Raw genomic sequence first — 11618 nt, 5'->3', positions numbered from 1 at the left:
GCACAATGACAACTGTGGCGATTTGGCTGTCCAAGCAAAACCAAAGCCCCTCGGCAATGAATATAGCAAGCGATAGTCGTCTTTCATTTGGACAGCATGGTACTTGGGATTCCGGTCGTAAGATCTTCGCGTGCCAGAACACAGCAGACGTTTTTGGATATGCCGGGGACAGCACCCTGGGCACGAGCTTGCTCTCGCAAATCGCGAGCACAGTGGATTACACCAATCTTCGGCGGATGACTGCCACACAGAAGAGGCAGGTGTGTGAGAAAATTATGGAGTCGGCCTCCCAAGGCTACTTCCGGCACCTTCATCTTGATCTGAAAATCCTCCACTGTTTCTACGATGAGGAACACGGATTCGTTGCCTGGCATTCGGAATTTGATTCTTCGACGACAATCTGGACCCATGTTCGGCTTAAACTGGTCGACAGATTGGAATCCGATACTGCTCTAGAGATTGGCGCATTCGGCAGCGGAGGAAAAAGCTTCGAAGAGCGATTATGGAGCCGCACTGGTTCACCGAATGGCGTCCGATACTCCAACACGTTCTTTAAAGCGTTGGCGGATGTAATCGATGAAAATGATGACCCATTCTCAGGCGGCCCAATCCAAATGGTATCTCTCGGCACACGGGGAGTAGCCAAGCCAGCCATTTTTCTTAGAGGACAAGATCACTTCCTGTTCGGCGTGAAGGTCGATCCGTCAATTCTGATGAAGGACCTCGAATGCTGGAACGAGCTTGGTGAATTCGTAGATCCGGTTTCTGGCAAGTTGAGGAGCCGGGCGACGCGCCGCCCCGGCTAGCACATTTTTCGACGGACTTCTCTATACCCCCTCCCTCTCCGCGAGGAGAGGGTGCCCGAAGGGCGGGTGAGACTTGTTCCGGGCAGCCAATCCGCCCCCGCGCCACCTGCGCTATAGTCGCGCCAACCTCGCTCTTTGACATTGTTGGCGCTTCAAAATTTCTCGCTGCCGGGCGACCGCTGAGCATGACCGTGAATGGCAGCCGGTGACAGGGTGCCACGGCCCTGCCATCCGCGAAATCACAAGCCTGCATGCGGCTCCACCCCCCCGCAGGCGCAATGGCAGGCTGGCAGACAGGGCTCTCCATTTCGCATAATTCTGTTCATCTTCGCTCGCCCCCTTCCCTCTCCGCGAGGAGAGGGTGCCCGGCAGGGCGGGGGAGGCGGGCCATGTGAACGGCTCAGGACTGATACCGCCCGCTGATCGCCGACCTCGGTGTTACCCCCCTCATCCGCCCTTCGGGCACCTTCTCCCCGTGGGAGAAGGAGGGGCGTTGAGTGTCCGGGTCCGCCCCCTCCCCTTGACCTTTCCCGCGCTGTGACGCATTTCCCGCGCTTGCTCACAACGCGCCGACGGAGCCGCCCATGATCCCCCGCTATACCCGCCCGCAAATGGCCGCCATCTGGTCGGACCAGAACAAGTACAAGATCTGGTATCTGATCGAGGCGCATGCGACCGAGAAGCTGGCGGAGCTGGGTGTGGTGCCGCAATCGGCGGTGGCGGCGGTGTGGTCAGCGAAGGATGTCGAATTTGATGTCGAGCGGATCAATGAGATCGAGGCCGAGGTCAAACATGATGTCATCGCCTTCCTGACCCATCTCGGTGAACATGTCGGCGAGCAGAGCCGGTTTGTGCATCAGGGCCTGACCTCGTCGGACGTGCTCGACACCTGCCTGGCCGTGCAGCTGCGCGACAGTGCGGACCTTCTCCTGCAGGGCATGGACCGGGTGCTGGCGGCGCTGAAGACCCGGGCGATGGAGCATAAATTCACCGTCTGTATCGGCCGTTCGCATGGCATCCATGCCGAGCCGACGACGATGGGGCTGAAATTTGCCCGCTTCTATGCCGAGTTCAAACGCAATCGCGCGCGGCTTGTTTCCGCCCGCGATGAGATCGCCACCTGCGCCATTTCCGGCGCCATCGGCACCTTCGCCAATATCGATCCGCGCGTCGAAGAGCATGTCGCAAACGCGATGGGCCTTTCCGTCGAGCCGATCTCGACCCAGGTCATCCCGCGCGACCGTCATGCCAATTATTTCGCCACGCTCGGCCTGATCGCCTCGGCGATTGAAAATCTCGCCATCGAGGTGCGTCATCTGCAGCGTTCCGAAGTGCGCGAGGCGCAGGAGTATTTCTCCAAGGGGCAGAAGGGCTCCTCGGCCATGCCGCACAAGCGCAATCCGATCCTGACCGAAAACCTGACCGGGCTGGCGCGCCTGGTGCGCTCGGCCGTCACCCCGGCGATGGAAAATGTCGCGCTCTGGCATGAACGCGATATCTCCCACTCCTCCGTCGAGCGCGGTATCGGGCCGGACGCCAATGGCCATCTCGACTTTGCGCTGCAGCGCTGTGCCGGCATGGTTGAAGGCCTGATCGTGCACGCCGATCGCTGCCAGGAAAATCTCGACGCCCAGGGCGGTATCCACAATTCCCAGCGCCTGCTTCTGGCCCTGACCCAGGCTGGCGTGAGCCGCGAGGACAGCTATCGCCTCGTCCAGCGCAATGCGATGAAAACCTGGGATGAAGGCGGCCAGCTGGTCGATCACCTCAAGGCCGATCCCGAGGTCACCGCCCATATGAGCAATGCGGCGATCGAAGCCTGTTTCGACGAGGCCTATCACCTCAAACATGTCGACACGATCTTTGCGCGAGTGTTTGCCGACTGACGCGACTATGCCTATCCTCCGGGCAAGCGGAGGAGGCATCCATGAGCAAGGTCTACGACAGCATTGACGAGCGGGTGACGGGCTTTATCGAGGCCCAGAAAATGTTCTTCGTCGCCACCGCGCCGTCGGGCCATGGCCATGTGAATATGTCGCCGAAAGGCCATGACACATTCCGCATTCTCGGCCCCCATGAAGTCGCCTTTCTCGATCTGGGCGGTTCGGGCATCGAGACCGTGGCGCATCTGCGCCAGAATGGCCGCATCACCTTCATGTTCTGCGCCATGGAGGGGGCCGCCAATATCCTGCGCCTCTATGGCAAGGGCCATGCGGTGTGCTTCGACGATCCGGGCTTTGACGAGAAACTCGCCCTCTTCCCGAAATATCCCAAGGCGCGCGCCGTCATCACGGCGCGCATCTCGCGCATCCAGGACAGCTGCGGCTGGGGCGTGCCGCTCTATGAGTTCAAGGGCGAACGCGACCAGCTGATCCGCACCAATGAACACCGCACCGAGGAGGAATGGCGCGAGCGCCGCTATGTCAGCAATGCGCTGTCGATCGATGGCCTGCCGGGGCTGGTGCGGCCGGAGGCGGAGGAGGCGTAACGCGAGTGTGATGGCGACCCGGGTGGCAATTTGCTGGCGGCCGCCTATCCTTCGCCCAGCAACGACACGGAGTTCCCGCATGCGCACCGCCCTCATCGTCCTCGCCCTGCTGGGTGTGTTTCTCGGTCCCAATTTTCTGCGCGGCGACTGGGCGGCGCAGGCCGAAGCGGTTGAGGAACGGCCGCGGCTGGTGGCGGCGATGTTCCGCTCGTCCTGGTGCGGGGCGTGCCGGATCCTGGAACCGCGGATCGATGATGTCCGTCCGGATTATGAAGACGCGGCGATTGAATTCATCCGCTTCGACTTCACGCTCGGCCAGCGTGAGCGCGTGCGCGACCTGGCCGTGGAGGCCGATATCACCGGGCTCTACGACCAGATGGTCGGCCGCACCGGTTTCCTGGTCCTGATGGACCGCGAGACCGGCACGGTGTTCGAGATTGTCACCACCAATTACGACCGCGAGCATATCCGCGAAGCAATCGACCGCTGGCTGTCAGTGACGACGGGTGAAGAGGCGGCTGGCTAGGCCTGCCGGCCCCGCAAGCGATCGCCGGAATTCAGGCTTGATTCCCGGATGTTTGACTGCATGCTGGCCGCAATCTTTCGCCGCTGCAGAGTCCGCCATGCCTCCCTATCGCGTCCCCTCAGGCCAGCGGATCGCCGCGCTTCGCGACGGCACCGCCATCCCCGATGAATTTGAACGGCATTATCTGGCCGCGCTGGAACGCGGCGCCACCCTTGAGAATGCAGCCAAGGCGGCCCGGGCAGCACTCGAGCCCGCCGCAAGCCAGGCCTCACCCGCCGAGACCATCGCCCCGCCGCCCGTCCTGGCAGCCCCCGTGAAGGCGCCGGAACCGCCGGAGCCACCAAAGATCGAGGACCTCGACCCGCCGCTCGACCTGAGCCGGCCCTGGTACAAGGCCGACCCACGGCACATCTCCAGTGTCCGCCGCGCGCTGCAGCCCGCCATCTGGGCGACCACCATCGTCATAGGACTGCAAATGCTCGCCAGCGTTGCCGGGTTCTGGACCGAGGAACCCGGCCCGGGCTACTGGACCGTGTTGATCGTCATGACCATCGTGTCGGCGATCACCGGTCTGCTGATGATGGGCGCCTATCAGGGTTCGGCCATCGCGGCATGGGTACTCCTGGCATTGCACGCCCAACCGATCGCCTCGGCGATTGGCGACCTGTTCAACAGCACGGATCTGTTGATGAGTATTGGCCTTGGTGTGGGTATAGTGCTGGCGGTGAGCCTGGCTGGACTATGGTCGGTAGCGGCCACTACACTGAGTGCATACCGCAAATCCCTCAAAGCCGCAGCCGCGGCCCTGCCCGGCGCAAACTGAAGCGCCCGACCGCTGCTCGCGGCCGGGCGCCTGTCCGGTCAATCAATAGCAGAGTACTGCGCGCCTAGCTTTCGGTCTGGACCTGGTGGCGGGCTTCGGCCAGCAGCTCGTCCATCTGCTTGCGCAGGAGGTGATCCGAGAGCTCGACCTTCTTGGCGTCGAGATCGGCGCGGATCTTGCGGAACACATCCTCGTCACCGGCTTCCTCGAAATCGGCCACGATCACCGTCTTGGCATAGGCCAGGGCTTCTTCACCATCGAGGCCCATCAGGCCGGCAGCCCACAGGCCGAGCAGCTTGTTGCGCCGGGCATTGGCCTTGAAGTCCAGTTCCTGGTCGTGGGCATACTTGTTTTCGAAACCGGATTCGCGATCATCAATGCCAGACATGGCGGCTCTCCTTGGGGATGGGTCGTTGGGTGATTGGTTAGCTTGCCCGCCGCGTGAAATCAATCGCCGTGGCACAGGCCATGCCGCACCGCAGCAAGGGATTGCGAATAATACAAAGGCCGGATAATTTAGCCCCTCAACGCGCGGTCCGGTCTCCGATTCGGGCCGCGTCGCGCATTTTCGGTCCGAACATGACCCGGACCCCGACTGGAGCGCCGCCCATGTCCCGCCGCAAGAAACTCTACGAAGGCAAGGCCAAGATCCTTTATGAAGGTCCTGAGCCAGGCACGCTCGTCCAGTATTTCAAGGATGATGCTACGGCCTTCAACGGCGAGAAGAAGGCAACGCTCGAAGGCAAGGGCGTCCTCAATAACCGCATCAGCGAATACATCATGGTCCAGCTGGCCCATATCGGTATCCCGACGCATTTCATCCGCCGCCTCAACATGCGCGAGCAATTGGTGCGCCAGGTCGAGATCGTGCCGCTGGAAGTCGTCTGCCGCAATGTCGCTGCCGGCTCGATCAGCAAGCGTCTGGGGATCGAGGAAGGCCAGCAATTGCCGCGCGCCATCGTCGAATTCTATTACAAGAAGGACGAGCTGAACGACCCCATGGTGTCGGAAGACCACATCACCTCCTTCAACTGGGCCAGCCCCCAGGAGATCGACGACATGATGGCGCTGACCCTGCGCACCAATGATTTCCTCTGCGGCCTGTTCGCCGCGGTGAATATCCGCCTCGTCGATTTCAAGCTCGAATTCGGCCGCCTCTATGAGGGCGATATGGTCCGCACCGTGCTGGCCGACGAAATCAGCCCCGACAGCTGCCGGCTGTGGGACATGGAAACCAATGAGAAAATGGACAAGGACCGCTTCCGCCGCGATCTCGGCAATGTCACCGAGGCCTATGCGGAAGTCGCCCGGCGCCTGGGTGTCATGAAGGACATGCCGCGCTCTGTCCCCGACGCGCCGGACGAATCGGGCAAATAGCCCGCCAGCCATCCGGCCTGAGAGCGCCCCCGCATCGCCGGGGGCGTTTTCATGTCTGAAGACGCCGCTCAACTGGCGCTGCTTGATTGCATCGGCAGGCCGCGCGCTTTATGCAGGGCGCATCCGAAGCAGGCCTCAAAAGCGAGTCGTTCCCGTGAAAGCGAAAATCCACGTCTACCTCAAGCCTGGCGTTCTCGACCCGCAGGGTGCCGCCGTTGCCGGTGCACTGCACAATATGGGTTATGACGAGGTCGCTTCCGTCCGTCAGGGCAAGCTGATCGAGCTCGACCTGACCAGCGATGATCCCGAAATCGCCCGGGCCCGCGTCGACGAGATGTGCGCCAAACTGCTCTCCAATCCGGTGATCGAGAGCTACTCGATCGAGCTGGAATAGGGGCGGCGTGGTCATGAAATCCGCCGTCATCGTCTTTCCCGGCTCCAATTGCGACCGCGACGCCCATGATGCGATCGAACGCGTCACCGGCACCGCTCCCGCCATGGTCTGGCACCAGGAAACCGCCCTGCCCGAAGGCACGGAATTCGTCATGGTGCCCGGCGGGTTTTCCTATGGCGATTACCTGCGCTGCGGCGCCATGGCCTCGCATTCGGCCATCATGCCGGCCATCATCGCCCATGCTGCCACCGGCGCGCCGATCCTGGGCGTGTGCAATGGCTTCCAGATCCTGACTGAATGCGGCCTCCTGCCCGGCGCGCTGATGCGCAATGCGCAGCTCAAATTCGTCTGCGAAGACACCCCCATCACCGTCGCCAACGCCAATACGCGCTTCACCTCGCGCTATGCGGCCAATGCCAAGCTGATCATCCCGATCGCGCATCATGACGGCAATTATTTCGCCGATGCCGAGACCCTGGTCCGCATCGAGAATGAAGGCCAGGTCGTCTTCCGCTACGGCGCCAATCCCAATGGCTCCGCCAATGACATTGCCGGCCTGATCAACGAGCAAGGCAATGTGCTCGGCATGATGCCCCACCCGGAACGCGCCGTCGACGCCAGGCATGGCGGCACGGACGGGTTGGCTTTGTTTGAATCTCTGCTTGGATCGGCCTGATCACATGACCCAATACGCCGAAAACATCACCGCCGAAATCGTCAAGGAACACGGGCTGTCCGAGGACGAGTACCAGGTCATTCTGGACCGGATGGGCCGGGCTCCGAATCTCGTTGAGCTGGGGATTTTCTCGGTGATGTGGTCGGAGCATTGCTCCTACAAGTCCTCGCGCCTGCATCTGGGCAAGCTGCCGACCAAGGGCGAGAAGGTGATCCAGGGGCCGGGCGAGAATGCCGGCGTGGTCGATATCGGCGATGGCCAGGCCGCCATCTTCAAGATGGAAAGCCACAACCACCCCTCCTATATCGAGCCCTATCAGGGCGCCGCGACCGGTGTCGGCGGCATCCTGCGCGATGTCTTCACCATGGGCGCGCGTCCGATTGCGCTGATGAATGCGCTGCGCTTCGGTGCGCCGGACCATGCCAAGACGCGGCAATTGGTTGACGGCGTCGTCGCCGGCATTGGCGGCTATGGCAATTGCGTCGGCGTGCCGACTGTGGGCGGCGAAACCAATTTCCACGCCGGCTATAATGGCAATATTCTCGTCAATGCGATGGCCGTTGGCCTCGCCGATGCCGACAAGATTTTCTATGCCCGCGGCGCGCAGCCAGGCCAGCCGATTGTCTATGTCGGCTCCAAGACCGGGCGCGACGGCATTCACGGCGCCACCATGGCCTCGGCCGAATTCGATGATGACAGCGCGGAAAAGCGCCCCACCGTCCAGGTCGGCGATCCCTTCACCGAAAAGAAGCTGATCGAGGCCTGCCTCGAACTGATGGCGACTGATGCCATCGCCGCCATTCAGGACATGGGCGCCGCCGGCCTCACCTCCTCATCGGTCGAAATGGCCGACAAGGGCGGGATCGGTATCGAGCTCGACATGGACAAGGTTCCGCAACGCGAAACCAACATGTCGACCTATGAGATGATGCTCTCGGAAAGCCAGGAGCGCATGCTGGTCATCATGAAGCCGGGCCGCGAAGACGTCGCGATGCGCATTTTCGAGAAATGGGAACTCGACGTCGCCGTCATCGGCCAGACGACGGATTCCAAGCGTATGGTCCTCACCCACAAGGGCGAGACCGTCTGCGATATCCCGATCGCACCGCTCGCCGATGACGCCCCCAAATATGACCGGCCCTGGTTTGCCCCTGAAGTGCGGGCCCAGATCCCGGCCGGCGACGTCGCCAAACCGGCACATATGGGCGAGATCTTGCTCAAATTGATGGGCTCCTCCGACATGGCCTCGAAGGCGTGGATCTGGTCGCAATACGACCGCCACGTCATGGCCGACACCGTCGCCAGCTCGCAAAACCCGTCTGACGCCGCCATCGTGCGCATCCACGGCACCAATAAGGGCCTGGCCATCACCACCGACTGCACGCCGCGCTATTGCCAGGCGGATCCGTTCGAGGGCGGCAAACAGGCCGTCGCCGAAGCCTGGCGCAATCTCACCGCCGCCGGCGCCGACCCGATCGCGATCACCGATTGCCTCAATTTCGGCAATCCGGAACGGCGCGAGATCATGGGCCAGTTCGTCGGCTGTATCGATGGCATGGCTGAAGCCTGCCGCGTCCTCGACTTCCCGGTCGTGTCCGGCAATGTCAGCCTCTATAACGAGACCAATGGCGCAGCCATTCCGCCAACGCCCGCCATCGGCGGAGTCGGCCTGATCCCCGATCTCGACAAGTACGGCCAGTTTGGCGGCCTGCAAGCCGGCGATATCCTGCTACTGGTCGGCGAGACCAAGGGCGCGATGGGCGCCTCGATCTATCTCAAGGAAATCGAGGGCCGCGAGGAAGGCGGCGCGCCGCATGTCAATCTCGCGGTCGAGAAGGCCAATGGCGATTTCGTGCGCGGCCAGATCCGCTCCGGCCGCCTGACCGCCTGTCACGACCTCTCCGATGGCGGCCTCGCCTGCGCTGCCGCCGACATGGCGCTGGCCTCGGATATCGGCATCAAGCTCGCCCATGAAGGCGATGTACCGATGCATGGCTTCCTGTTTGGCGAAGACCAGGCGCGCTATCTGATCGCCGCAAAGAAGGAAGACGCCATTGCCATCCTGCAGGATGCCAAGGCCGACGATATCCCGATCCAGGTGGTTGGTCTGGGCGGCGGCACGGCAATCACCGTCAATGGCGCCCACAGCCTGGAACTGAGCCGTCTGCGCAGTGCCTGGGAAGGCTGGCTGCCCGGCCTGATGAGCAAGGACGCGGTCGCGGCGGAATAGGCCGTCCGGCGCAGGGCTTCACAGATATCGGCGCACCCGGCCGCAATAGGCTAGGTATGCATTCGCGAATTCGCGTCTCAGATGGGGCTCCTCCACCCATGTGATGAAGACATGGATGAAGGCGGCGAACACGATTGCGCCGCCCAGAGCCAATATCGAGCCCGCCGCCAGCGCACTGCCCAGCATCAGTCCGAAATAGCCGACATATTGTGGGTTGCGGGAGCGGCGGTAGATGCCCTGTTCGATCAGCTCATCCTCGCGCAGGCCATAGACCCGCGCCCTGGAGCCATATTGCCGGCGTCCGAGATGGATCATCCACCACCCCGCCCCGGCCAGGGTCAGCCCGGCCGCCAGGCTGAGCGGCGACACGGCGTAGAGACTGCCCCGATCACTCAGGGCCAGCCCGAGGACCGACAAGGCCAGCCCGTGCATCAGCACGCCCGACAGGATCGCCACCGGCCATGACCAGCGGCCCATCCGGGCAAAATCGCGCCGGGCCAGCAGCATGAAGGGGATGGCGGCCAGGGCGATCAGCCCGATGCACACCAGCAGGGCGACGGTAAATCCAGACATGAAGAGGTCTCCCGGAACACTCGTTGAAACGATGTTCCGCAAGCCTAATCTCTCTAGCGACTAGAGCTTCAAGCCCCCAAATTCCGCAATGTCAGCGGCCCGAGGCATCGCCGATCATGTCCAGCTGCCGGTCCGATTCCCGGGCGAAATCGATGACCGTCTCAGAGGCATCCTGGAAGAAATCCAGGGTCATGTTTTCATAGACATCTGTCGGCTCATGATAGTGCGGATGATAGTCGACGCCGAGATAGATGAAGGGGATGCCCACGGCATGGAAGGCGCCGCTATCGGTCGCATTGGTCCAGTCTGCGCCATGGTCCTCGGTGGGCTCGTCAAAACCCGTCGGAAGATTGACCGCCGAGCGCTCGCGCACCGCCTCCACGATCGGCATCAGGAAGGGGTAGTGATAGGTGCCGACCGCCCACAGAATGCGCGGTTCCGACATCGCAAGCATGTCGAGATTGAGATTGAAGGCAATCGTCTCGATCGGCACGGGCGGGCTGGCGACGAAGGCCGCAGCCCCGCGCAGCCCCTCTTCCTCGGCATCGAAGGCCGCGAAGATGATGTCATGCTCGGGAGGACTGGCGGCAAAGTTCGCGGCCGTTGCCAGCAGCGCCGCCACACCGGACGCGTTGTCATCGGCGCCGTTCCAGATCTGACCGCCGCGCATGCCCATATGGTCATAATGCGCGCTCATCACCATCACCCGCTCGCTATCGCCGGTGCCGCGCAGGCGCCCGATGATATTGGTGCCGGTCGTGGTCGGCGACCAGCCATTGGGGCGGTCGAACTCGAAACCGGATACGAAGCTGTCACCGACCGGCTCCAGCCCGATCGCCTGGAAACGCGAGATGATATAGGCGCGGGCACGTTCGCTGCCCGGCGTGGAGACCAGGCGGCCCTCCATGTCATCGGCCGCGAGAATGCGAAGGTCCTCAAGCAATTGTGCCCGGTCCATCGCCGGCGCATCGCCGGTGGTGGCTGGCGCTGCGGGTCCGGAAACCTCGGCAGGCTGCTGGCAGGCGATCGCGAAAACAGTGCAGGCCGCGGTGGCCAGCAAGGACAGATAACGCATGGAATTTCCCCGAATGACGTGTGACGCAGTTTGCCACGCCCCAACCGGCAACCCCACTGATTTTTCACGCGTTCAGAACCAGCGGCTCGGACGCGCCGCGGCTTCCGGCTCGACCGTGGGCCAGTTCGCCTCCGATTGCTGCAGATAGCCGGGAATATCCGCCTGCCAGCGTTGATGGATCGCGGTGGAGAAATTCAGATAGAGCCGCCCGTCCACGATCTGCCAGGCCTGCGGATCGCTGCGCACCTTGCGCCCATGGGCCAGCGCATAGGCGCAATGCCCGTCATAGGCCGGGGCATAGCGCGCCGGTTCCGCAATGAAGGCCGCCCGGTTCGCCTCGCTTGCAAACCACCAGCTGGCGCCATTGTATTCGGTGGTGATCGTCTCGAGCCCGCGCACGGGCCCGGTCTCGCTGAAATAGCTGACTGCATCATAGCCGTTGAGGGCCCGCCCCTGGCGGTCCGTATATTGTTCGCCGGCATGCGCGGCGCCGGCCGGCAGTACCAGCAACAGGAATGCAAACAGGGCCGGCATGATGCTGGCCGGGCGGCGGCGTGCGGACGATCCTGTCATGGACATCTCCTGGCAAAGGTGACGAATGGCGTGCGCTCCTGTATGAGCCGGATGCAGGGCTTTGAACACCGCTCCGC

Annotated in this window: 13 protein-coding genes; 9 read left to right on the top strand and 4 right to left on the bottom strand. The window is 62.6% G+C overall.

Features of this window, described 5'->3' with window-relative positions; all coding sequences use genetic code 11:
• Window positions 1–5 precede the first annotated feature (5 nt).
• From ACN0YF_RS11350 to ACN0YF_RS11330, 5 genes are all read left to right on the top strand, one after another.
• Window positions 6–806: a hypothetical protein gene (locus ACN0YF_RS11350; protein ID WP_417494467.1), complete on the top strand. Its 801-nt coding sequence runs from the start codon at window positions 6–8 to the stop codon at window positions 804–806.
• Window positions 807–1390: 584 nt separating this feature from the next.
• Window positions 1391–2692, top strand: a complete 1302-nt coding sequence (gene purB, locus ACN0YF_RS11345; protein WP_417494466.1) for an adenylosuccinate lyase — start codon at window positions 1391–1393, stop codon at window positions 2690–2692.
• Window positions 2693–2733: 41 nt separating this feature from the next.
• The gene (locus ACN0YF_RS11340) at window positions 2734–3294 is read left to right on the top strand and encodes a pyridoxamine 5'-phosphate oxidase family protein (RefSeq protein ID WP_417494465.1); all 561 of its coding nucleotides are present in this window, start codon (window positions 2734–2736) and stop codon (window positions 3292–3294) included.
• 79 nt (window positions 3295–3373) lie between these two features.
• Window positions 3374–3820, top strand: a complete 447-nt coding sequence (locus ACN0YF_RS11335) for a thioredoxin domain-containing protein (protein ID WP_417494464.1) — start codon at window positions 3374–3376, stop codon at window positions 3818–3820.
• Window positions 3821–3917: 97 nt separating this feature from the next.
• The gene (locus ACN0YF_RS11330) at window positions 3918–4643 is read left to right on the top strand and encodes a hypothetical protein (protein WP_417494463.1); all 726 of its coding nucleotides are present in this window, start codon (window positions 3918–3920) and stop codon (window positions 4641–4643) included.
• A 64-nt stretch (window positions 4644–4707) separates the two neighbouring features.
• Here ACN0YF_RS11330 and ACN0YF_RS11325 read toward each other — a convergent pair whose 3' ends face one another.
• Complete coding sequence (locus ACN0YF_RS11325; protein ID WP_417480854.1) at window positions 4708–5031, bottom strand: DUF1476 domain-containing protein; 324 nt, start codon at window positions 5029–5031, stop codon at window positions 4708–4710.
• A 221-nt stretch (window positions 5032–5252) separates the two neighbouring features.
• Between ACN0YF_RS11325 and purC the strand changes: the two genes are divergently transcribed.
• From purC to purL, 4 genes are all read left to right on the top strand, one after another.
• Window positions 5253–6020: a phosphoribosylaminoimidazolesuccinocarboxamide synthase gene (gene purC, locus ACN0YF_RS11320; protein WP_417480853.1), complete on the top strand. Its 768-nt coding sequence runs from the start codon at window positions 5253–5255 to the stop codon at window positions 6018–6020.
• Window positions 6021–6174: 154 nt separating this feature from the next.
• Complete coding sequence (gene purS, locus ACN0YF_RS11315; protein ID WP_417494462.1) at window positions 6175–6414, top strand: phosphoribosylformylglycinamidine synthase subunit PurS; 240 nt, start codon at window positions 6175–6177, stop codon at window positions 6412–6414.
• Window positions 6415–6427: 13 nt separating this feature from the next.
• Complete coding sequence (purQ, locus tag ACN0YF_RS11310) at window positions 6428–7090, top strand: phosphoribosylformylglycinamidine synthase subunit PurQ (RefSeq protein ID WP_417494461.1); 663 nt, start codon at window positions 6428–6430, stop codon at window positions 7088–7090.
• Between the two features lie 4 nt (window positions 7091–7094).
• Complete coding sequence (gene purL / locus ACN0YF_RS11305; RefSeq protein ID WP_417494460.1) at window positions 7095–9320, top strand: phosphoribosylformylglycinamidine synthase subunit PurL; 2226 nt, start codon at window positions 7095–7097, stop codon at window positions 9318–9320.
• 18 nt (window positions 9321–9338) lie between these two features.
• On the opposite strand, the gene ACN0YF_RS11300 is transcribed toward purL, so the two are convergent.
• The 3 genes from ACN0YF_RS11300 to ACN0YF_RS11290 all read right to left on the bottom strand — a co-directional run bounded on the left by ACN0YF_RS11300 (window position 9339) and on the right by ACN0YF_RS11290 (window position 11541).
• Window positions 9339–9893: a methyltransferase gene (locus ACN0YF_RS11300; RefSeq protein WP_417494459.1), complete on the bottom strand. Its 555-nt coding sequence runs from the start codon at window positions 9891–9893 to the stop codon at window positions 9339–9341.
• Between the two features lie 91 nt (window positions 9894–9984).
• The gene (locus tag ACN0YF_RS11295) at window positions 9985–10968 is read right to left on the bottom strand and encodes a M28 family peptidase (protein WP_417494458.1); all 984 of its coding nucleotides are present in this window, start codon (window positions 10966–10968) and stop codon (window positions 9985–9987) included.
• 72 nt (window positions 10969–11040) lie between these two features.
• The gene (locus ACN0YF_RS11290) at window positions 11041–11541 is read right to left on the bottom strand and encodes a YHS domain-containing (seleno)protein (RefSeq protein WP_417494457.1); all 501 of its coding nucleotides are present in this window, start codon (window positions 11539–11541) and stop codon (window positions 11041–11043) included.
• Window positions 11542–11618 lie beyond the last annotated feature (77 nt).

It is taken from the genome of Maricaulis sp. (assembly GCF_048270265.1).
Taxonomy (GTDB): domain Bacteria; phylum Pseudomonadota; class Alphaproteobacteria; order Caulobacterales; family Maricaulaceae; genus Maricaulis.
Note: the sequence above shows the minus strand (reverse complement) of the source record. Positions and strands in the feature narration are given on the sequence as shown.